Here is a 21,334-nt window from a genome sequence, read left to right as displayed (position 1 = left end):
AAGCTGTCATTAATCGAATGCTTGCATTCAATCGGGCTCGTGATTACGCTTGGCTCTCCAGGAACTTCACGTTTCCTGGTTTCGACCGGGGCCTTTCGCGGTTCCCACAGAACGATCCCAACTCTCACGGACTGTTCCAGCCAGGAGTGCCGGTCATGGCAAGCGATCAGCGGGGCGGTCTCGACCGCGAGGGGGCGTCGTCGCAGGAGCCTGCGAGCGCGTGGGGGGACTCGAACTCGAATGGCTCGGGACAAGTTGAGGGGAGCCCTCCTGGTTCGTTGAACGCAGAGCCGGCGTCGAGGGAACGGGGGGGACGCCTTCGGGGCAGGATTGCGTCCATCGCATTGGTGTTGGTCATCTTTGTGGCCGTGACGGCTTCCTGGGCGTCCTTGGTTCAGGAGCTGAATGGGTTGCTGGCGCTCGTTCCGCAGGTCGGCGGCGCCGCGGCCAAGGAGCAGGCGGCGGTTGCTGCGCCTCAGGACGACCCTTCAGAGCGTTGTGAACTGCAGGTCTTCACCAAACAGCCGGGGGGCGAGACCATCGTCCTGCTGACCGAGCCCGGGAGGCCGCCCCGGTTCCGTCCGGGACATTACGGGCACCATGGCCGGCTCGCTCGTGAGCTTGCGCGGCAGGCTGTGTTGCTCGCCGCGCGCGAGGAACTGAACGTGACGGTCCGCGACGCTTCGATCGGCGACCCTGCGCCGAGCGGTCGGCCGACGGCTGTCATCGAGGTTGCGGTCCTCTGCTCGCGTGAAAAAGTGGCGATCCGGCTCAGCCGTGGGCAGGGAGAAAAACGCGAGGTCCTCTTCGAACGGATGCTCCGCGATAACGAGAGGCTCAACGACTACCTGACACTCGGCAAAAACGCCGAAGCCGCCTCGCGTGACGGACTGCCGGAGGCTCTCGTCAAGGCGGGTGTCAAGAAGAAGCCGGTTCCCAAGAAAGGGGACGTTCGGCTTCCCGCCGCGCTCGAGGATCAACTTTTGAAGATGTCGTTTCTACCGCAATTCGCGGCGATTCGACAGATCCACGAGCTGATTCGGACCGAAGGCGCATCGCCCTGGCGGCTCCACGGCCTGGTTCGCGGCTACGCCAACCTGGGCGTGCTGACGGAGTTTCAGTGGGACGCCGCGGCTCAGGCTTACAAGGCCCGTGCCTTGCTCTACGCCCATCGCGACGTCGCCGCCAGGCCAGGCGCACCGATGGCCCGCTGGATTCGTGCCTATGCCGCGGCGATGGCCGGAACCCACAACCTGGCGTTCATGGAGCTTGAGGCTGCGAACCGTTTTCTCGAGGGCATGGAGGAATCGCTTCGCCCCGCTCCCCCGGACTGGGTCGAGCTGATCGAGGCCTACTGCCACTTCGCCGCCGACAAGCTCGCCAAGCCTCGCGACGGCTCTGTCGCCGAGTTGGGGGCGCTACTCCATCTCATGGCGGTCGAGCACCCCGCGAATACCGACGTGGCCTTCCGCGCCGCTCGCGCCATGATCGTGGCCAATCCCGAATGTTTCCGCGCACATCACGCTTTGTACGAGGTGTGTGGAATCGCGAACCTTCATCGCGCGACAGTGATGACCCCTCTGGTTCTCTCCCAGGTCGTTCCGGGGAAAATACGCGGGTTGCCCGGCTTGCCCGACGCCGTCGGCAAGACGGTGCAGGATGAGGTCGCACTCACGCGGGCGCTTGACGTCGCTGCGGACCCTGCCAGTGATCCGGCGGAACCGTCCTGGGGAGCCCTGGCGCGGATGATCCGCGAAACTCGGTTTGTTTGCACGTTCCGTCGCCTCGACTTCATGGCAAATCAATGGATGGTGCCGGCCGACGAGTACTGGGAGGAAGTCCGGCCGCTCGTGGCCGATCACCGCTTCCGCCCCTATCTCGAGACTTTCGTCCGAACTCCTCAGGACCCCAAGGCGTTTCTCACCTTCGCCGAGACGCTGGACACCACGGACTTCGGCCTGAACACCTCGCCTATGCAATGGAGGATCAAGCAATTCCTCCCCCCGGATTCGATGCCGCCGTTCTATGGGGCTTCGCCGTTCCTCAGCGATTGGAATACTCACGACCTCTCCCTGGCCCTGCTCTACTACCGGGAGTCGCGGGCCGTGGATTACGCCCACAAACTGCTCCTGGTGAATCCGAACTCCCCCTACGCCATGGGGATGCTGGTGGAACATGCCTGGGATGAGGCCGAGAAATCTGTGGAGGCCTGGCGGACGAAGGTCGGCGATCACCCGAGCTTGATCGGTCCCCTGGCCCGCCGCTATGACAACCTGGGACGCACGAAGGAAGCCGCGGCGCTTCTGAAACGCTACATCGAACTCTCGCCCGATCCCTGGGCCTATCGCTTGATGGCGGACCGAGAAAAGACGCAGGGAACCTGGCTCGCTGGAAGGAGATCCTGGATGAGTACCTCGCCAAGGTTGAGGATCATGGCCTCGACCACGCGCAAGTCCGGGTCGAGATCGCCGAGTCGTTGATGGCCGGCGGACTTTACGAGGCGGCTCGACCCTACGCGGATGCCGCGGCCGAGACGTGGGCCGAGTGGGCGATGAGAACCGCGCAGCGATGCGCGGAGGGACAACGGGATTGGGAGGCCGCCGAGAAATGGGCGCAAGCCCGCTCCGAGCGCTATTCGGGCAACTCAGGTTACGACTGGATCGAATTCTGCGTGAGGACCGGCGAAGGCCAGCGGACCGAGGCGAGTGACTTTACCCTCGAGTTGCTCAAACGCTTTGGAGATCGAGACGACGAGGCCGTTGTGATCCCGCGTGTCTCACTGTTGATAGCTCGGGGAGAGGCCGGCAAGACGTTCGACTCCCTTCAGCGTTTGATCAAGGCGGAGGCGGAAAACCCGCCCGGTCATCAACTCGCATTGGTGACGCTGCTCGCCGCGGCCGGGCTGTCGGGCGATCAGAAATTGCTCGACTCCACCGCGGCGCAGTTCCTCGACCAGTACAAAACCACCTCCCCCAAGTTTTCGGGGATCCTGATCAAGCTTCGCGAGGCCATCGCCAAGGGGGATCCCAATGCGCTCGACCAAAAGAGCATCGACACGCTGATCGAGGAAACCGAGGCGGCGGGCCGGATCGGCCCGGCCCTGGTCGTCGCTTCCTACCTCGAGGGAGCCGAGCAGGCCGAGAAGGCAAAACCGTACTGGGAGCAGGCAGCCAGAAAAGGGCAAAGCTTCTCCTGGTGGCTGGTGATCGCCGACGGCCAGTTGCACCCGCGGAAAAAGCCCTGAGTCCCGCCGATCCGATCTGAACCGAGTCCTGCCTACCCCGTTAGTCGATCCCCTGCCCCGCCCTCTGAGTTGGAAACCTCTACCCTCGTCGTTCCGGATCCACTCGCGTAGGAGCGGATCCGGAGCGACGAGGGCGAACCTGCACCCTGGGTTTCCGCCAAACCAGGCGGCACGTCCGGCTTTTTTACGGGAATACCAGGGTTTTTTCTGGAATCGACAGCGGTCTCTGAAAATTAATTCACAATGTCGACTTGGTTAGTCGAATTTGAACTTGACTAAACCGGTCGGGATCATAAGAATCGCACATCAGCTAAGAATGACTGTTTTGGGTCCATCAGGACAAAGGGGTCCTGAGCGATCAGACGGATCATGGTGCTGTGATGAGTCCGGATGCATTTCGGACTGGGGGAGCGATGCGCTCCGCCGGCGAGGTTGTCGACGCTTTTTCGAGCGAAATGGAGTGGAGGCGAGTCCTATGTGCCAAATTGTGAAGTCTTCGTCTTGGCGATTCGTGAAGCACTTTGTCCCGCTCTGTGGCGTTGGGTTGGCGATGCTCGTCACGGGATGTTCGAGCGACGATGGACGTGTGCCGGTGTTTCCGGTCAAGGGGAAGGTGAGCGTCGCGGGAGAGGTCCCGGAGGGTGCGCTTATCGTTTTCTATCCGACGACCGCGGGAGGAGAGACGGAGCTCCGTCCCTCGGCCAAGGTCAAGCCGGATGGTTCGTTCAGCTTGACGACGTATGACGCGGACGACGGCGCACCGTCGGGTGATTACACCGCCACGATCCAGTGGAACAAGATCATCAAGAACGGCAAGGATTTCAAGGCGGGCCCGGACCTGATCCCCAAGAGCTACGCGAGTCGCGAAAGCTCACTCTGGAAGATCAAGGTGGCTGAAGCTCCCAACGAGCTCGAGCCGCTCACCATTACCAAATAACGGCCCTGACTTTTGCCAACAACTCATTCAATCAGGAATATTTCAGAGGATCTCATGATCAAATCAGGTCGCCGTGGATTCACCTTGATCGAACTGCTGGTCGTCATCTCGATCATCGCGGTTCTCATCGCTCTGCTGTTGCCCGCCGTGCAGGCGGCTCGCGAGGCGGCCCGACGTTCGCAGTGTGTCAATAACATGAAGCAGCTCGGCATCGCCCTGCATAACTTTCATGACGTCAACTTGAACCTTCCCTCGAGCGATCGGCCGGGCGGAGCCACCACCCTGCCCCGGATCGCCGGACTGACGATCATGCTCCCTTACTTCGAGCAAAACAACGTTTACAACGCCTATAACCAGTCGCTGAACTGGAGCAATGCCGAGAACACGACGAGCGTTCGGTCCAAGATCAACGTCTTCCTCTGCCCTTCCGCTCAGGGAGGGGAAGTGCTCGACGGCGATCCTCAGCTCCTTTCCGGTGCCCCCTGGGCCGCAAACGTGGCGGCGGTGACTCACTACTCGCCGACGATCGGCATCGATCGGAGACTCGGTACACCGGGCTTGGGCCTGGTCGGCGCGGCCGGCGACACCCTCACCACCGGCCCCTGGACTGGCCTGCTTCCCAAGAACGTCAAGTCACGGCTCGCGGACGTCACCGACGGCCTTTCCAACACGATCGGCCTGGCCGAATCGGCCGGCCGTCCCTACGTGTTTCGCAAAGGGGGCCGGCAAGCCGGGAGCAATCTCCTGACCAACCGCGTGAATGCGGGAGGCTGGTGCCGCCCGGCCAGCGACTTCAGCGTCGACGGCTCGAGTCAGGACGGATCGGTGATCCCGGGCCCTTGCCCGCTGAACTGCACCAACGGCGAAGACATCGGCTCGCAGACCTTCCCCTACACCTATTACGGTTCGGAAGGGTCGGGCGAAGCCTATGGATTCCACCCCGGCGGAGCTAACTTTGTGTTCGGTGACGGCTCGGTCAAGTTCGTCAAAGAGACCGTGAGCATCCGGATCTTTGCCAACCTCGTGACACGAGCGGGCGGTGAGATCATCAGCGCAGATCAGTACTGAGCCCACGTCTCTCCGACCCACGCTTCGACGGCCCGGGACGATTTCGTCCCGGGCTTTTTTTTTGGTTCCGGCCGCGGCCGAAGCAGGCTGGCGGGCTTGTGGCGAAATTCGCGATAATTCGGATTGTGCTGATTGCTGGATTTGTTGTTGGAACCACGGAGGCCGCCTTGTCAGCGCTCGCCGTTTTCTGGGAAGATGCGGGTCTGTGAATCCCCTTGTCCCATCCCAAAGTACCGGCCACGCCTTCCAGAGCCCATGGCGATCACCTTCATCCATGCCGCTGATATCCACCTCGACAGTCCGCTCCGGGGGCTCGAACGCTACGAGCACGCACCCGTCGAGCGGATCCGGGGCGCAACTCGCCGGGCCTTCGAGCGGTTGATTCAGTTGACGGTCGATCGTCAGGTGGACTTCTTGCTGATCGCGGGCGACCTCTACGATGGCGACTGGCGCGATTACAACACGGGGCTCTATCTCGTCGGGCAGCTCAATCGGCTCCGCGAAGCGAACATCCCCGTTTTCATCATCGCAGGCAATCACGACGCCGCGAACAAGATGACCCGGGCATTGCGGCTTCCCGATAACGTGAAAGTCCTCAATCCCGACCGGCCTGAGACGGTGCGGCTGGAGCAGCTCGACGTGGCGATCCACGGCCAGAGCTTTGCTCGGGCCGCGGTGACAGAGAACCTCGCGGCCGCCTACCCCGACCCCGTGCCGGGCTGGGTCAACATTGGCTTGCTCCATACCGGGCTGACCGGCCTGGAGGGGCACGAGCGGTACGCTCCTTGCACCGTGGAAGATCTCCGCGAACGCGCGTACGACTACTGGGCGTTGGGGCATATCCATACGCGAGGATACCCTTGCCTTGACCCCTTGGTCGTCTTTCCCGGCAATACGCAAGGCCGGCATATTCGGGAAACCGGTGAGAAGGGCTGCCTGCTGGCGACCCTGGAGCCTGGCGACGGCGTCGCCCGCACGTTTCACCGGCTCGATGTCGTGCGCTGGGAGCGAGGGCGGGTTGATGCCTCGGATCTTGATACCGAGGCGGATCTCCTGGACAAGGTGTCCGGAGTGTTCGATGAACTGCTCCGGACCGAGACCGACCCCGACCGTTTGCTGGCGGTCCGCGTGGTGATCCATGGGCCTTCCACTCTGCACGACCGGCTCCATGCGGATCCGGAGCGTTACGTGGCCGAGGTTCGCAACCTGGCCCTGGAGCGGGGCGCGGATCGGCTCTGGGTCGAGAAGGTGGAGATCCAGACTCGCCCCACCCGGCTGTTGCCGGTGCTTGACGGGCCGATCGAGGAGCTTCGTGAGGTGTTCGACCTGCTCCGTGCTGATCCCGAGGCCCTGGCCTCGCTGGGTGAGGAACTGACCGAGCTGAGGCGGAAGCTGCCGCCCGACCTCACCGGCGGTCATGACCCCCTGCAACTGAACGATCCCGAGTGGTTGCGGAGCCAGCTTGACGAGGTTCAGCCCTTCTTGCTCGACTTGCTGCTCCGTTCCGATCGCGGAGCGCACTCATGAGGTTCTTGCGACTTCAACTCAAGGCCGTGGGGCCATTTTCGGGGGCGGAGCTAGATCTCTCGGGCGGTCAGCATGGCCTGCACCTGATTTACGGACCGAACGAGGCGGGGAAGACCTCCACGCTCCGAGCCTTGTCGCACCTGCTCTTTGGATTCCCGACCCGGACGGCCGACGGTTTCATCCACCCGTACGACCAGCTTCGGGTCGGTGGGACACTGAGCCATAGCGATGGCGAGGTCCTTGAGATCGTGCGCCGGAAGGGGAATAAGAATACCCTCCGCGACCTGGCTGACGCCGCGACCGTCGCGCCGGAACGGCTCGAACGGTTTCTGGGCGGGGTGGACCAGGAGACTTTTGAAAACCTCTTCGGCATCGATCACGCGCGTTTGAAGCAAGCGGGCGAGGAGATCAAGACCGGCCAGGGGAGGCTCGGTGAGCTCCTCTTCGCCGCTGGAACCGGCCTGGCTGGTCTTGGCCAGGCCAAGCAGCGGCTTCAGGAGCGGCTCGATGCGCTGTTCAAGCCGAGAGGCCAGAACCAGCGGATCAACCAGGCCCTGGCCGAGTATCGCGTGTCACAGGACGAGATCAAGCGGTTCCAGTTGCCCAGCGAGGACTGGCAGCGGCATGACCGCGCCCTGCGCGACGCTCAGGAGCAGGGGAATCGCCTGGTCGAGCAGACCCACGCCGCCCGCCGCGCGCTCAACCGGATGATCCGCGTTCGCGACGCGATCCCGCAGGTCGCCCGGCTCCGCCGCCTCCAGGGCGAATTCGAGCAACTCGGCGATATCGTCCGGCTCCGTGATTCCTTCGGGAGCGAATGCCGAGAGGCGCAAGAGACGCTCCACCTGGTCGTCAGCACCATCGAGCAGACCCGCACCACGGTCGAAGAGCTGGACGCTCGCCTGGCCGAGACCGAACCGCGCCACCGCTTGCTCGATTCGGCCGATGCGATCGAGGCGTTGAAGGAACAGCTTGGCGCGGTGGAAAAAGCGCTCGAGCATCGGCCTCGCCTGGAGAACTGGAGGCTGGAGAACGAGCATCTGGCCCGCGAGATTCTCGGTAAGCTGGGCCGCTCGCGCGACCTTGACGCGGCCGAGGAGCTTCACCTTCGGGCTGACGAACCGCCAATGATCCGGGCGCTTGGCCAGCGGTTCACGGCGCTTCGCGTTCAGCGTGATGAGACTCGAAGCGCGATTGCCAAGCACGAGGAACAGGCCGGCCGGCTCGAGCGTGAGCAGTCTGCCCTGGGGACTCCGCGTGACGTCGCCTCGCTCCGTCGTGCCGTAAGGGCAGCACGAAAGGCCGGCGACCTCGACGCGAGGAACGCCGAGGCCCGAGCCGCGTACGACGGCGCCACGCGGCAGGCAGCGCTTGGACTTCAGCAACTTCCCGGCTGGTCGGGGAGTCTTGACGACCTCGAGCGGCAGGCCGTTCCCGTCGAACCCACGCTCGTTCGCTTCGAGTCGGACTGGCAGGCCGTTGAGCGCGAGCTCCGACTCCTTGACGATCAGGAGAACGCCGAGGCCAAGGCCGTCAAGCAACTCGAGGCCCAGTTGCGAGCGCTGGATCTCCATCAGGACGTGCCGACCGAGGATGATCTTCGCGCGGCTCGGCAGCGTCGTGACGAGGGCTGGCGTTTGGTCCGAGATGCCGGCCCTGCCCCTTCCGCCGATAGCGTGGACGCGGAACGAGGCGCGTTCGTAGCCGAGTTCGCGCCCGGGCGAGCGCTGGCCGACGCGTTCGAGCAAAGCATGCTCCGTGCTGACGCCATGGGCGATCGGCTCCGCCACGAGGCCGAGCGGGTGGCCCGCAAGGCGGAGTGGCTTGCCCAGCTTGACGCTCACCAGGGCACTCGCGAGGGGCGTTCACGAACCCGACGCGATGTCGAGGACCGGCGTGACCGTGTTCGCGCGGATTGGAAAAGGCTGGTCGATGCGCTCGGGGTTTCCGCGGCGGAGCCTGCCGAACTCCGGGCCTGGCTCCGGCAGCGGGCCGAGGTGGTCCATCGGTTGGAGCAGGCCCGCGACGCTCGACTGGCTCGCGAGGACTGCGAAGCTTTACTCGCCGAGCATCGCGCGGCCGTGGAGCGGGCGATGGGGGGCCTGTCTGCCTCCCTGCCTGACCCGCAAGAGGGGCTCGCCGCCTTGCTCGAACAGAGCGAGGAAGTGCTGGAACGCGAAGACCGCGCCAGCCGACGTCGAGAGACCCTGATCAATCAAATTGCCGAGGCCCGCGCCGACCTCGCTCGCGATCAGCTTCGCCTTCAGGCCACCGAGGAGGAGCTTTCAAGCTGGCGGCTCGACTGGTCGGCCAAGATGGCGCGAATTGGCCTCGAGCCCGATGCCGCTCCCGAGCAGGCCGAGATCGTCCTGACCGAGATTCAGAGTTTGTTTGAGGCCCTCAGCAAACGCCGCGAATTTCAGAGCCGGATCCGAGGCATCGACCGCGATGCCGACCAGTTCGCTGCCGCCGTCGCCACGATCCGTGGCCAGGTCGGCCTCGACTTGCAGGAACTTTCCCCGGCGGCGCTGGCTCGAGAACTGGCTCAGCGACTAAGGGAGGAGCGCGACGCCGAGCAGCGGCGGACGACCCTGATCCAGCAACGCGATCGCGAGAGCCAGCGGCTACGCGAGGCCGAGACCGAACAGGTCGCGGTGGTCGCGCGGCTTGATCGGCTCCGTCTCGAAGCAGGCTGTGCGTCGACCGATGAACTTCCGGAAGCGGAGCGTCGCTCGCGCGATCGCGCCCGACTCGAGGATGACCTTCGCGCCTGCGAGGACCAGGTGATCGCGCTTGGCGCGGGGGCCGACCTGGCTCAGTTCTCCTCCGAGGTCGAGCAGGCCGACGCCGACGATCTCGGCCCGGCCATCGCGCAGCGTGAGGCCGATGTCGCCGCGCTCGAGTCGGAGCTCCACGCGGTCAAGGAAACCCTGGGCGCCGAGCGGGTCGAGCTCGCCCGGATGGACGGCGGCGACAGCGCCGCGGAGGCCGCCGAGAAAGCGCAAACGATTACGGCCCGGCTTCAGACCGACGTCATTCTTTACGCCAAACTGAAGCTGGCGGCGGCCGTGCTCAACCGAGGGATCGAGAAGTACCGTGAGAAGAGCCAAGGCCCGGTGCTCGCCCGCGCCAGCCAGCTCTTCGCCGACCTGACCGACGGCTCATTCTCACGCCTTCAGATCGACGACGACGGCGACGGTCGCTCCCTCTTAAAAGGAGTCCGGGCCGACGGTCGCCTGGTTGGTGTCGAAGGGATGAGCGACGGTTCCCACGACCAACTCTACCTTGCGCTTCGGCTGGCCAGTCTCGAGTCCTGGCTCCAGGCGCACGAGCCGATCCCGTTCGTTGTGGACGACATCCTCCTGAACTTCGACGATCGCAGGGCGCTGGCCGCGCTTCGGGCATTGGCTGAGCTATCACGACGAACGCAGGTCCTTTTCTTCACCCATCACGCGCACCTCTTCGACCTGGCCCGCAAGCACCTGGCGGACGACGTCGTTTTTATCCAAACGTTGCCCTCAAGTCAGACGGGCTGAGTCCCACCCTGGCCCGCCCTTTTGCCCTTGGTTTCTGAGGGCTGCTGGTCGGCTTTGGATGAGAGCATTTTTTTTAAAATGCGTCAGCGCTGATGATCTCTCCACCTTTCGTCGTGCTCAAGGCTCGCCAGGTGGACAGGTTGATCGAGTTCTTGATGAACCGGACGGAACCGTCGGCGATCGCTGCGTTGACGCCCCCGGCGGTGTGTCGGCTACGTGCGGCGAACGTGGTCTCCAGGATCTGGTCGGTGGAAAGTCGGATACATGGCGGGTTATTCATGTACGGGTAGCTGCAACCCCCGTTGACTCGATCGGGGGCCGGGCTGTTGGGGGCCAGGTAGGTCTCGAAGGTGGCTCCATCGCCCCACCATGAGAATCCTCGCGAGTCTTTATTGAAGCCGATGACCGTTTCCGACACGAGCATCGTGTTGGAGATTCCGTCCAGAAAACTGCTGAATGCATAGTCGGCCAAGCCGCCCGAAGGGGGTGGGAAGTTGACCGAGGCGATGTCGACGAATGGGCTTCCCATGTCGGAGAACGGGGCTCCGGCGTAGGCGATGGCGCCTGGGTCGGTGGCGTTGGCCCCGATGGGGTAGATCGCAGGCTGCAGGAGCACCGAGGAGCCGAAGTTCGCGACGTAGTTGTGCTGCGTGGCGTAGAACGTGTTCGGTCCCAGGATAAAGGAACGCTCACTTGGGCTTATCATGACATCACTCGGGCAGAGGAGTGAGCCGATCCGGCTGGCGGCCACCGTCACGTTGGCGGCTCCGAAAAACCGGAAGTTGGTGTCGTACGGGCCTCGGCCTTCGGTATTGTTGCCCATGAAGTTGAACGCGTTGAAAATGCCTTGCTGCTCCAGGTGAGGCAGCGTGAAAATGACCCAGGTGCCCCAACTGGTCCCCTTGCGCCCGGGGGGAAGCCGACCGTGGGCGCTCTCATAATTGTGCATGGCCAGGGCCACCTGCTTCAGATTGTTGGTGCACTGGGCGCGTCGAGCCGCCTCGCGAGCCGCCTGCACGGCAGGAAGCAGCAAGGCGATCAATACCGCGATGATTGCGATGACGACCAGAAGTTCGATCAGAGTGAATGCCCGACGTTGATGGATCATGAAAAGAGCATCCTTGGAAAATGGAATCGCCTGTTCCCGATTTCAGTGACCCTTGGGCCTGTCTCATTTGCTGAGGTCGAAGTCGAACTGGTTCGGTCCGTCCTTCGTGACCTCGATCCTCCGCGGCAATCGCTTGGGGGAATTTTTTTTCGGGATCAGGGGATTGGATCGAGAGATCTTGACGGGTTGGTTGGGGATTTCCGCCCCTGTGATCTCATCAATAATGACCTTCTGATCTGATGGAGAAGCGGCCGTTGTTCCTGGTTGAATCTCGACCGCATAGCGTCCTGAGGACAGGCCTTGGGCTGCGGGAAGTTCGTATCGACCTTCCTTGACGGTCGTGCCCGCGCCTTGAATTCCCGACTGAGATTCGGGATGGAACAAGATCGAGCCGTGGCCGAGCGGTTGACCACTCTCACTGACGGTGCCGTGAATGGGAAATCGCCCGTCCTCGCTGGGACCGCTCACTCCGCAGCCCATCAAGTTCAAGAGAATCAGGGCCGTGATCGAGAAAGCTCGAGCCGGCTTCATCGCCGGCTCGGCGCATTCAAAATAAATCGAAGCGATCAAGTGTTTTGCCTGCCACACGGATTCAAAGGGGGATGGAGTGCGCTATGGAGCATCGGACAGTTCGGGGCAAGCGGACGTACCCGCATCGCGACGGCCGGTTGCTCGCCGCTTTCGGGAGAGTTGGGTCTGACGTTCGTCGTCAGGGCGACCCGAAATCGGACGCGCCCGACTGTGGCGGTGGCTCGAATGGATTCAGTGGCCCAGTGGCCGGATTCGAACCAAGGGCCGGTGAGGTTCACCGGAGACGTCGAACGAGCCGAGGATGTCTTCGTGATTTGTCGTCGCCAATGCGAGACAACCAGTATGCAGCCTGTGAGGTGGGGCGAGAGGATGATGAGTCGACATTGGGCGCAGACCTTTCCGCCGGGCCGGGCGTGAGGGATCACTTCGGCCCACCGGCGCACGGCGCGTTGCAGACGGTCTGCGAGCGGCCCGCCCGGATGCTTGTGACCGAAGCATCGGAACAGCATCTCGACGGGCAGGTCTTCTGGCTTACGGCACTTTCTGGCTCCGGACAGCCTTCCCACCTCGCGGCAGTGGCATTGTCAGTCCGGTGCCCGTCCGATTACAGCGGCGGCCCCGCGACGGATTCTCACCGTCTTCCCTATTCTCCCCCACCCCAATTCGGGGCGGCGGCACCTGTCGAGGATTCTTATTAGAACGGAGGGGCGATTTTTTTGTCAAGCAGGACGCCGGCTGGGTCGTACTTTCGGCCGGCCTTTTGCAAAGGAAATCTTTAAATTTGAATAGAACGAAACGAATGGAGGGATCGTGTTCCCAGCCGATCAGCGGATACCTTGGCGAAATATGTGGAAGCAACAGGTTTCCGATGGGATCGTGGTCGCACGATAAAATCGGCCGGCCGAGGGATTTCCTGGAGGCGACTGGACCCTCGACCCGATAGGCTCTATGATTCGTCATCTCGACAGGTTCTATTCGCGAGAGCGAATGGATGAAAAGGGAAGCCGGTGTGAATCCGGCGCAGGGCCGCTGCTGTAATCGGTCAGAGCCTCGGGTGTGATGCCACTTCGACGCGGCCATAGGAGCCGGATCGAGGGAAGGTTGCCCGAGAATCGCTACGAGCCGTAAGCCAGAAGACCTGCCTGTCGTGCGATCGTCTTGGTGCCTCGGACCCAGGCATGCAGGCAGGACATGGTTACAGTCTGCGCACGCGGACAACTCCTGCTCTGTCGGTCCGACCACCCCATCTGCCCGGACCGGCAGGAAGGATTGTAGCCATGGATTCCCCCACCGATCGCGATTGCGCGGGAACCCACTCTCGCTGGCGTTCCCTCGTGACTTGCTCGGCCCCTCGGGCCGCCGCCATCGTCGCGGTCATGGTTTGCCGCCTGCTCGCTGAACTGCTCCCTGAACTGCTCGCCGGCAAGGCCGTCGGTGGTTGCGTCACTCCGCGTTCGCTGGAGGGGCGGCCCCCTTGCGCTGTCGCGGCCCCGCCCTGCTCGGTCCTCACACGATGCTGCGAAGTGGTCAAGGCCCCCGCGTTTGCGCTTCTCGCCGCGGCTCGGGCCGCCCGCCAACGCGTCGTAAGGGTACCTGTCGCTGCTCACGGCATTCGCTGAAACCGTTTCCGGCCGGCACCGTCTCCAGACGGCTCCGGTATCCCAAGTCGGTCGCGGGCCTCAGGTCGATCCCGGTTAGCGGGAGGCGACGAGCCGCGCCCACACTCTCCTCACCAAAGGAATCGGAGCCGTTCATGGCCGTCGATCTTGATTTCATCCCTGTCAACGGGCACGCGCACGGCAACGGCAGTTCCCCCAACGGACCCCTCGATCCGGATGAGGATCCCGGCATGCACGTCCGCAAGCGGAACGGCCGGCTCGAGCCGGTCGACGTCAACAAGATCGTCCGGGCCGTCCGGCGCACGTCGGGCGGACTGCCCGGCGTCGATATCATGCGGATCGCGGTGAAAACCATCGGCGGCCTGTTCGACGGTGCGACCACTCGCGAGCTCGATCAGCTCTCGATCCAGACGGCCGCCTCGCTGATCGCCGAGGAGCCCGAGTACTCGCAGCTCGCCGCCCGCCTGCTCGACTGCTATATCTCCAAAGAGGTGATGAATCAGGATATCCACTCATTCTCGCAGGCGGTTGCGACCGGGCACCGGCTTGGCCTGATCGCGGCGGAGACCGCCCGGCAAGTGGCGGCCGACGCCCGAAAGCTCAACGACGCCGCGGCCGCGAGCCCCCGGGACAAGTTCGAGTATTTCGGGCTACGGACGGTCTACGACCGCTACTTGCTTCGCCATCCGACCACCCGTGATGTGATCGAAACGCCTGCCTATTTTTTCCTCCGCGTGGCTTGCGGCCTTTCCCGGAATGTCGCCGATGCCCTCGACCTCTTCGAGCTCATGGCGTCGCACCGCTACATGCCCAGCTCGCCGACCTTGTTCAACTCGGGAACGCCGCGGCCGCAGATGTCCTCCTGCTATTTGCTCGACTCGCCCGCGGATAGCCTGGAGTCGATCTACGACCGCTACGCGGATATCGCCAAGCTCTCGAAATATGCGGGCGGGATCGGCCTTGCCTACCACCGCATCCGCTCGCGCGGGTCGTATATCCAGGGGACCAACGGACACGGCAACGGCGTCGTCCCCTGGCTCAAGACGATGGACTCGTCGGTGGCGGCGGTCAACCAAGGGGGCCGTCGCAAAGGGGCTTGCTGCGTCTACCTCGAGAGTTGGCACGCCGACATTGAGGAGTTTCTCGAACTCAAGGACAACGCCGGCGACGAGGCCCGCCGGACCTACAACCTCAACCTCGCCAACTGGGTTCCCGACTTGTTCATGCGCAGGGTCGAGGCCGGCTCGACCTGGTCGCTCTTCGACCCGAAGACGGTCCCGCACTTGACCGACCTCTTTGGCGAGGAATTCGACGCCGCCTATGCCGAGGCTGAGGAGCAGGGCCAGGCCGTGAAGCAGGTGGCCGCACGCGACCTGTACGCCCGCATGATGAAGACGTTGGCGGAGACGGGCAACGGCTGGCTGAACTTCAAGGACGCGTGCAACCGGAAGTCGAACCAGACCAAGTGCCCGGGCAACGTCGTTCACTCCTCTAACCTCTGCACCGAGATCGTCGAGGTCACCTCGGCCGGCGAGACGGCGGTCTGCAACCTCGGCTCGATCAACCTCATCCAGCACGTCGGCGACGATGGATTCGACTTCGACGCCCTGGCCGAGACCGTCAGGACGGCCGTGCCGTTCCTGGATGCCGTGGTGGATATCAACTTCTATCCCACTCCCGAGTCGGCTGCCTCGAACCAGCGCTGGCGACCCGTCGGGATCGGGTTGATGGGCCTCCAAGATGTCTTCTTCCATCTCAATCTTCCCTTCGACGCCCCCGAGGCCAGAAGTCTGTCCGTCCGGATCCAGGAAGAGGTGTACTTTCACGCGTTGAGCGTCTCGTGCGAGCTTGCCGAGAAATTCGGGGCGCACCCCGCTTTCGCCGAAACCAGGGCGGCCGACGGCGTTCTGCAAATGGACCTTTGGGGATGGGAAGGGGGACAAGAGGCACGCTGGACCAGACTCCGGGACCGCATCCGCCGTCATGGGCTTCGTAACTCGTTGCTCGTCGCCATCGCCCCCACCGCCACGATCGCTTCGATCGTCGGTTCCTACGAGTGCATCGAGCCTCAAATCTCCAACCTGTTCAAACGCGAGACGCTCTCGGGTGAGTTCCTTCAGGTCAACCGCTACCTCGTCAGAGAACTCAAGGCCCTCGGCCTCTGGACCGAGGAGGTCCGCAACCGGATCAAGCTGGCCGAAGGCTCGATCCAAGGGATCGAAGAGATTCCGGCCGAACTCAGGCGCGTTTATCGCACGGTCTGGGAAGTCCCGATGCGTTCCTTGATCGACATGGCGGCCGATCGCGCCCCCTTCATCGATCAGAGCCAGTCACTCAACCTCTTCATCGAGAGTCCATCGATCGGAAAACTCTCCTCGATGTACATGTACGCCTGGAAGCGAGGCTTGAAGACCACCTATTATCTGCGGTCCAGGCCGGCGACGGGGATCGCCAAGACGACCGTCTCGCTCTCGCCCGGTACGCCCAGTCAGGCCGCCTGCTCGCTCGAAAATCCCGAGTCGTGTGAGTCCTGCCAGTAACACCCTGTGCTGTGCTTTTTTCAAGCAATAAGAGGAATGAACTGATGCTGCTCGATCCCGGCATGGACCTCACACTTCGGCCGATGCGTTACCCCGCCTTCTTCGAGATGTACAAGGCGGCGATCAAAAACACCTGGACGGTCGAGGAGGTGGACTTCTCGACCGACCTGGCCGATCTCGATCGTCGCGTGACCCCCGCCGAGAAGCACCTGATCCAGCGCCTGGTGGCGTTCTTCGCCACGGGTGACTCGATCGTCGGCAACAACCTGGTTTTGAACCTCTATCAGCACATCAATTCGCCCGAAGCGAGGATGTATCTGTCCCGCCAGCTCTATGAGGAGTCGCTCCATGTTCATTTCTACCTGACCCTGCTGGATAACTATCTCCCCGACATGGCCGAGCGTGAGCAGGCGTTCGCCGCGATCGAGAATATCCCGTCGATCAAGGGCAAGGCCGACTTCTGCTTTCGCTGGATCGACTCGATCGAGGGCCTCGACCGGCTCGAAACTCGCGAGCATCGGAGGCAGTTCCTTCTGAATCTGATTTGCTTCGCAGCGTGCATCGAGGGCCTCTTTTTCTTCGCGGCATTCGCCTACGTCTATTTTCTCAGGTCCAAGGGCCTGCTCCACGGCCTGGCGACCGGGACGAACTGGGTCTTTCGCGACGAGAGCGCTCACATCGCCTTCGCCTTCAACGTGATCACGACCGCCCGACGCGAGGAGCCCGACCTGTTCGATGCCGCCCTGGAAGCCGAAGTCGTGGCGATGATGCGCGAAGCCGTCGAATGCGAGACCGCCTTCGCCCGCGACGTCCTCTCCTTCGGCGTGGTGGGCATGAGCCTGCAAGACCTGCGGAAATACCTCGAGTACGTCGCCGACCGCCGTCTCGAGTCCCTCGGTATCCCCGCGATCTACGGCTCGCGGAATCCGCTGGCATTCATGGAGTTGCAGGACGTGCAAGAGCTCGCGAATTTCTTCGAACGGCGAGTGTCAGCCTATCAGGTCGGGGTCACGGGCGACGTTGTGTTTAGTGAAGAATTTTGAATTTGTTGTATTTGTGTGTTGTGGGTGTTGAAGCTCTTGCCAACTCGCCGTGTGTCGAGGCGAGTCGGCAGTGCGCCCTGGTTTCGGATCAATAGAGGCCGAATCACCTGTAACGGAGCGTTCTCTGTGGCTGGGGTCACAGGCCTCGGCGACAACGGCAACGACGTGAGCGACTCGAGGGTAAATCGCTGTCGGCCAACCTCAATGGTGCGATCCCCAGCCGAGGAGCAGGTCGAGGACCCAGCAACCACGATGGTGCGGACCCGGCCCGCGCAGGTGATTCAGAATCGCGGATTCGGTGCATCCGGCCGTTTCCAGAGCGTCCGCCAGGATCGGCAGACGGTCGAATTGCTCCGCTTCGTAAATCGAACGCGCGAGGTTTGGGAGTGCCCCACGATTCCAGGTCAACCACTCGCGGCGGAAGTTGAATACCAGGGCTGATGGCAAGGTGCACCAGGCCTCCTGCTTGTCCTCCCCGATGGGTAACCAAGCGCCATTGATACCAGGCGGCCCGAATAATTCTCCGAACAGGTCGCAGAGGATCTCAGAATGGGCGCGTCGCTCGGCCGTATCGACGACGTGGACAGCCTGCTTGACGACTTCTGCTTGCCAGTTGCTCGTGTTGTATTCGTGCATGTTCTCGTAAATATGAAAGCGGAGGGCTCCACCGGCCCACTCGTCACTGGGCCGCCACGCTTCGGCCTCGTCGCGGGCGAGTTCCGCGTCCGGCGTCCGGGGGTCGCGACAGACTGCGCTCCGGGCGGCTCGAGCCACGAGTGAGCGACGGCAGAATTCGGCGTGCCGGGGAGTCATACAAAAGTTTTCTTCGGCCTCCACGGAGTACTCTGCACGGAAGGTTTCGTCCTGGACCTCCTGGGCGATCGCGCGGGCCTTCTCCATCTCCTCTTTGGTCGCCGCGCCTTCGGCGGAGCGAGCTGCCATTTCCATCGCGTGTCGGCTTCGCTCATCCGTGATCAGGTGTTCGATGCGGCGGCAGCAGGCCACGGCGAACAGCCGCCATTTCCGTTCGGTCCCTTTGCCTCGGAGGAAGTGGAGGATCGGTGCCGGGTCGCCGCATGACTGCCAGTCCGCCTCCGTCGTCAGGCCCTCGCGAACGGCACTGTCACGGCCGAGCAAGGCGTCGAGGACCCAGCAGCCGCGGACATGCGTTCCAGGGGTCCGGCAATGGTTGATGACGCTCCGGTCGTCACATCCCGCCCGCTCGAGCAAATCCGCGAGAGCCGCGAGGTCTTCCTGTTCGTGGCGAATCTTCGCTTCGATTTCTCTGGCCAGTTCCCTCGCGGGACGGCCTTCGTTGGCCAGCCAGGCGGGTGGAAACCGGAACGGCCGAAACGGGGATCCAAAGATGTCCCGGAGCCGATCGCACTGCGCCGTCTCCTCGGCCGTCAAGACGGCGAGCCACTCCGGGCTATCCTCCTCGCCCGCCAAGCTCGCAAGCCCACGGGCCGCGAAGCTCGCCGCAAATTTGGCCGACCCATCGCCACGCGCGTGAAGGGTCGCCGCGGTCATGTAACAGGACGGTCCCCATGGGGCATTTTCCGGATTCGTTTCCGGGAGTTCCGCGACCGTATCCCTGATCTGTTCGAATGCGTCCGCGGTCAGTAACCCCTCTGCGAACTGCTCGGCCGCTTCAACAAGCTCTTGGTGGCGAGGGTCGTTACTCAGAGGCGAGGCACGCCGACAGCAAGCGACGGCGAAGAGTTGGAGTTTTCGTTGGTTCGCTCTCGGCTCGAGAAAGCGGAGCATGTTCCACGGATGGGTGCCGCTGATCCATTCGGATTCATTCATGCCGGGAATCCTCAGCAAACGTTGCCAAGTCGGGACCTTTACGGTGCCTTGGCCCTGCCCCCCCCTTTCGTCAAACACTCGCCCCGATACGCAGGATTATCGCGGGCATGGCCGCAGCGAAGATTTCCACTTCGGGAACGTTCCCTTGGCATTATGCCGATGCCATCTGGGGCGTGAAGTACCTGAGCGCATCCGATATCGGGATGAGCAACGTCCTATTGAGCACGATGAACCCGGCGGATGGGAAGTATGCCCTCTAACCGATCTCGTATTTTTTCGACCAACACCCCGCTCTTCACTTGCTGGAAGTACGTGAGCGCCTCCTCACCCTGAGCCGGATTGCCGCCGGCCTTCGAGCCGGCGGCCGTCAGGTGGTTGGGTTATCCGCCTGCCGCTGGTTGTGCCTTGGCGGGTTGATTGGCCTTCCAGACGCGAACGACGTTCAGGCCGAGGATTTTGCGGATCGTTTCCTCGGAGTGGCCGCGTTGGAGCATTCCCACCGTGAACAGGGGCCAGTTGGTCCAGGCGAGACTCTTGATGCCTTGAGGCGACTCGCGAAAGTCATCCTTGGGCCAGAGGTGTTCCCAGCGGGCCCCGGCCGGGGCCGAGCCGGAACGCTTGGGGAGTTTGGCTCGCTCGGTCCCCTCATTCCGCGAGAAATAGGCCACGTCGGTTCCGATCGCGACGTGGTCGGCGCCGAAGGTCTTGACGGCGTAGTCGATGTGGTCGAGGAACGCGGCGATGTCTCCCGACCCTCCCAGGAAGCGGGGGATGCAGCAGATGCCGATCAGGCCTCCGGTGTCGCAGATGGCGCGGACGACCTCGTCGGGCTTGCCGCGGAAGTGTTTGTAGAGGCCACCGCAGGTCGTATGGCTGGCGACCATCGGCTTGCTCGAAGCCTTGGCGGCTTCAAGGCTGGTGCGCCAGCCCGAGTGGGCCACGTCGACGATCACCCCGAGTCGATTCATCTCGGCGATGGCCGTGTGCCCGAAGTCGCTGAGGCCGCCGTCGTTCGGCTCCCCTGCCCCGTCGCCCAGCGGGTTGCGGCGGTTATAGGTCAGGTGCATCATCTGCACGCCGAGGTCCCGGAAGATCTGGATCATCCGCAACTCATCGCGATCGCTCAACCATTGCTGCGGCAGCGGCACCCCGTTCGTCGTGAAGGCGAGGCAGTGGCGTCCAGCCTGCTTGGCGGCGACCACATCGTCGGGCGAGACGGCTTTGAACAACTCCTTGCGCAAGGTATCCGTAGTGAATGTGAATCGCGCCAGGCGTTTGAGCAGGCGGAGCGGATCGTTCCCTTCCTCGCCGGCGTTCTGGAAGATGCAGGTGACTCCGGAGGACTGAAAAGCCTCGAAAAACTCCCGGCGCTCCCCTTCGTCGGTCGCGTTTCGGGTCATCATCATTTCTTCACGCAGGTCGATCAGCTCGCTGTCTGGCGCATTGGCCTCGATCGCCTTCGCGAACACGTCGCCATCGATCGCGCAGCGGGGCGCGAAGCCGTATGACTCGAACACTAACGCTTCGGTATGCAGCTCCAGGCCGCGTTGCAGTTCCTTTTCGCTCGGCTTGAGGATCGAGAGCGCCACTCGCCTGGCGCTCCGGATCGTCTCGTTCGCGGTGGCAAAGGGACCGGTCTCCACCCCGAGCTCGGCGGCCCGAGCCTGCCGAACGCCCATGCGGCCGGCCAAGGTCGCGGCGGCCGTCGCATGAAGGAACTGTCGTCGACTCTGGCGATCCGAAAGCATTTTCAGGAACCTCCCAAGGACGCAACGTCGCCCCGGAAGGGCGACTGCCATGAGTCAGGGAGGAAACCCTCCCTGAAAAAGCCTGGACATGTTTTAGATTTTCAGGCTCGGAGCGGCAATCGTCAGAGCCAGCCCAGGGCGATCGACGGTCGTCTCAGACACGGGGCTGCAAGTGCACGACGGTCACGGCCTTGCCTCCGGATGCCGGTGCAAGGGCGGGCGGTCAATGGCCGATGTGCGGGCCGTCGGTCTTGTAGGCTCCAGTGCCCCCTTGAGAGCGGCGACCGTGGCTCCAGGAAAGCCAGACGCGGCGAGGAAAGTGGATCCCCTCGTAGTCCCAGCCCCAGGTCCCTTCCTCCACGCGTCGCGAGCAACCGCCGTGGGCGGATCCGCCGCCGACGTAGTATCCGACGTAGCTCGGGCCGTTCGTGGCGTTCGCGTGGTCCGCGATGCGGGTCGGGTGGCCGGCACGATGGTGCGTGTGCTCGATGGAACGCGGGGGACCGGGCGGCGGTGTTCCTTCAGGGCGATGGAAAAAGGAGCCGGCGAAGGCGGACGATGGTCCTGTCAGGACGATCGCCAACAGCAAGGCCAGACAGTTCGCTTGCGGCACGGTCAGTCTCC

General features: G+C 63.2%; 15 protein-coding genes and 2 riboswitches. Of the genes, 10 read left to right on the top strand and 5 right to left on the bottom strand.

Annotation, left to right across the window (positions count from 1 at the left end; translation table 11 throughout):
• The first annotated feature begins 155 nt into the window (after window positions 1-155).
• From V5E97_RS01240 to V5E97_RS01215, 6 genes are all read left to right on the top strand, one after another.
• Complete coding sequence (locus V5E97_RS01240) at window positions 156-2,480, top strand: tetratricopeptide repeat protein (RefSeq protein WP_406697455.1); 2,325 nt, start codon at window positions 156-158, stop codon at window positions 2,478-2,480.
• Window positions 2,480-3,244, top strand: a complete 765-nt coding sequence (locus tag V5E97_RS01235; RefSeq protein WP_406697454.1) for a hypothetical protein — start codon at window positions 2,480-2,482, stop codon at window positions 3,242-3,244. The genes V5E97_RS01240 and V5E97_RS01235 overlap by 1 nt, the downstream gene beginning before the upstream one ends.
• Window positions 3,245-3,719: 475 nt before the next feature.
• Entirely contained in the window at window positions 3,720-4,181 is a 462-nt protein-coding gene (locus tag V5E97_RS01230; RefSeq protein WP_406697453.1) for a hypothetical protein, read from the top strand.
• A 54-nt stretch (window positions 4,182-4,235) separates the two neighbouring features.
• Window positions 4,236-5,249: a DUF1559 family PulG-like putative transporter gene (locus tag V5E97_RS01225; protein ID WP_406697452.1), complete on the top strand. Its 1,014-nt coding sequence runs from the start codon at window positions 4,236-4,238 to the stop codon at window positions 5,247-5,249.
• Window positions 5,250-5,504: 255 nt separating this feature from the next.
• Complete coding sequence (locus V5E97_RS01220; RefSeq protein ID WP_406697451.1) at window positions 5,505-6,776, top strand: metallophosphoesterase family protein; 1,272 nt, start codon at window positions 5,505-5,507, stop codon at window positions 6,774-6,776.
• Window positions 6,773-10,312, top strand: a complete 3,540-nt coding sequence (locus tag V5E97_RS01215) for an AAA family ATPase (RefSeq protein ID WP_406697450.1) — start codon at window positions 6,773-6,775, stop codon at window positions 10,310-10,312. The genes V5E97_RS01220 and V5E97_RS01215 overlap by 4 nt, the downstream gene beginning before the upstream one ends.
• A 73-nt stretch (window positions 10,313-10,385) precedes the next feature.
• Here V5E97_RS01215 and V5E97_RS01210 read toward each other — a convergent pair whose 3' ends face one another.
• Window positions 10,386-11,420: a DUF1559 family PulG-like putative transporter gene (locus tag V5E97_RS01210; RefSeq protein ID WP_406697449.1), complete on the bottom strand. Its 1,035-nt coding sequence runs from the start codon at window positions 11,418-11,420 to the stop codon at window positions 10,386-10,388.
• 63 nt (window positions 11,421-11,483) lie between these two features.
• On the bottom strand, window positions 11,484-11,951 hold the full coding sequence (locus tag V5E97_RS01205) for a hypothetical protein (protein WP_406697448.1): 468 nt from the start codon (window positions 11,949-11,951) through the stop codon (window positions 11,484-11,486).
• A gap of 499 nt (window positions 11,952-12,450) precedes the next feature.
• A riboswitch (cobalamin riboswitch) is annotated at window positions 12,451-12,648 on the bottom strand.
• A gap of 252 nt (window positions 12,649-12,900) precedes the next feature.
• Window positions 12,901-13,111: riboswitch (cobalamin riboswitch) on the top strand.
• Window positions 13,112-13,228: 117 nt separating this feature from the next.
• On the opposite strand from V5E97_RS01205, the gene V5E97_RS01200 reads away from it, so the two are divergent.
• From V5E97_RS01200 to V5E97_RS01190, 3 genes are all read left to right on the top strand, one after another.
• Window positions 13,229-13,570, top strand: coding sequence for a hypothetical protein (locus V5E97_RS01200; protein WP_406697447.1), 342 nt, complete (start codon window positions 13,229-13,231; stop codon window positions 13,568-13,570).
• A 134-nt stretch (window positions 13,571-13,704) separates the two neighbouring features.
• A complete protein-coding gene (locus V5E97_RS01195) occupies window positions 13,705-16,110 on the top strand; it encodes a ribonucleoside-diphosphate reductase subunit alpha (protein WP_406697446.1) in 2,406 nt (801 codons plus the stop codon).
• 44 nt (window positions 16,111-16,154) lie between these two features.
• The gene (locus tag V5E97_RS01190) at window positions 16,155-17,153 is read left to right on the top strand and encodes a ribonucleotide-diphosphate reductase subunit beta (protein WP_406697445.1); all 999 of its coding nucleotides are present in this window, start codon (window positions 16,155-16,157) and stop codon (window positions 17,151-17,153) included.
• A 201-nt stretch (window positions 17,154-17,354) separates the two neighbouring features.
• Here V5E97_RS01190 and V5E97_RS01185 read toward each other — a convergent pair whose 3' ends face one another.
• The gene (locus tag V5E97_RS01185) at window positions 17,355-18,962 is read right to left on the bottom strand and encodes a hypothetical protein (RefSeq protein ID WP_406697444.1); all 1,608 of its coding nucleotides are present in this window, start codon (window positions 18,960-18,962) and stop codon (window positions 17,355-17,357) included.
• A gap of 107 nt (window positions 18,963-19,069) precedes the next feature.
• Between V5E97_RS01185 and V5E97_RS01180 the strand changes: the two genes are divergently transcribed.
• Window positions 19,070-19,222 carry a hypothetical protein gene (locus V5E97_RS01180; RefSeq protein WP_406697443.1) on the top strand — a complete coding sequence of 51 codons (153 nt, stop codon included), beginning with the start codon at window positions 19,070-19,072 and terminating at the stop codon, window positions 19,220-19,222.
• A gap of 120 nt (window positions 19,223-19,342) precedes the next feature.
• Here V5E97_RS01180 and V5E97_RS01175 read toward each other — a convergent pair whose 3' ends face one another.
• Together V5E97_RS01175 and V5E97_RS01170 are read right to left on the bottom strand one after the other, a co-directional pair.
• Window positions 19,343-20,710: a dipeptidase gene (locus tag V5E97_RS01175; RefSeq protein ID WP_406697442.1), complete on the bottom strand. Its 1,368-nt coding sequence runs from the start codon at window positions 20,708-20,710 to the stop codon at window positions 19,343-19,345.
• Between the two features lie 223 nt (window positions 20,711-20,933).
• The gene (locus tag V5E97_RS01170; protein WP_406697441.1) at window positions 20,934-21,323 is read right to left on the bottom strand and encodes a hypothetical protein; all 390 of its coding nucleotides are present in this window, start codon (window positions 21,321-21,323) and stop codon (window positions 20,934-20,936) included.
• Window positions 21,324-21,334 lie beyond the last annotated feature (11 nt).

Origin of the sequence: Singulisphaera photorubra, from assembly GCF_045290345.1 — a bacterium.
Classification (GTDB): Bacteria; Planctomycetota; Planctomycetia; order Isosphaerales; family Isosphaeraceae; genus Singulisphaera.
Note: the sequence above shows the minus strand (reverse complement) of the source record. Positions and strands in the feature narration are given on the sequence as shown.

What these genes read in the sequence shown, in the direction of transcription:
- V5E97_RS01240 (WP_406697455.1), top strand. Translation starts at nt 156, where the DNA reads ATGGCAAGCGATCAGCGGGGCGGTCTCGACCGCGAGGGGGCGTCGTCG.
- V5E97_RS01235 (WP_406697454.1), top strand. Translation starts at nt 2,480, where the DNA reads ATGGCCGGCGGACTTTACGAGGCGGCTCGACCCTACGCGGATGCCGCG.
- V5E97_RS01230 (WP_406697453.1), top strand. Translation starts at nt 3,720, where the DNA reads ATGTGCCAAATTGTGAAGTCTTCGTCTTGGCGATTCGTGAAGCACTTT.
- V5E97_RS01225 (WP_406697452.1), top strand. Translation starts at nt 4,236, where the DNA reads ATGATCAAATCAGGTCGCCGTGGATTCACCTTGATCGAACTGCTGGTC.
- V5E97_RS01220 (WP_406697451.1), top strand. Translation starts at nt 5,505, where the DNA reads ATGGCGATCACCTTCATCCATGCCGCTGATATCCACCTCGACAGTCCG.
- V5E97_RS01215 (WP_406697450.1), top strand. Translation starts at nt 6,773, where the DNA reads ATGAGGTTCTTGCGACTTCAACTCAAGGCCGTGGGGCCATTTTCGGGG.
- V5E97_RS01210 (WP_406697449.1), bottom strand. Translation starts at nt 11,420, where the DNA reads ATGATCCATCAACGTCGGGCATTCACTCTGATCGAACTTCTGGTCGTC.
- V5E97_RS01205 (WP_406697448.1), bottom strand. Translation starts at nt 11,951, where the DNA reads ATGAAGCCGGCTCGAGCTTTCTCGATCACGGCCCTGATTCTCTTGAAC.
- V5E97_RS01200 (WP_406697447.1), top strand. Translation starts at nt 13,229, where the DNA reads ATGGATTCCCCCACCGATCGCGATTGCGCGGGAACCCACTCTCGCTGG.
- V5E97_RS01195 (WP_406697446.1), top strand. Translation starts at nt 13,705, where the DNA reads ATGGCCGTCGATCTTGATTTCATCCCTGTCAACGGGCACGCGCACGGC.
- V5E97_RS01190 (WP_406697445.1), top strand. Translation starts at nt 16,155, where the DNA reads ATGCTGCTCGATCCCGGCATGGACCTCACACTTCGGCCGATGCGTTAC.
- V5E97_RS01185 (WP_406697444.1), bottom strand. Translation starts at nt 18,962, where the DNA reads ATGAATGAATCCGAATGGATCAGCGGCACCCATCCGTGGAACATGCTC.
- V5E97_RS01180 (WP_406697443.1), top strand. Translation starts at nt 19,070, where the DNA reads ATGGCCGCAGCGAAGATTTCCACTTCGGGAACGTTCCCTTGGCATTAT.
- V5E97_RS01175 (WP_406697442.1), bottom strand. Translation starts at nt 20,710, where the DNA reads ATGCTTTCGGATCGCCAGAGTCGACGACAGTTCCTTCATGCGACGGCC.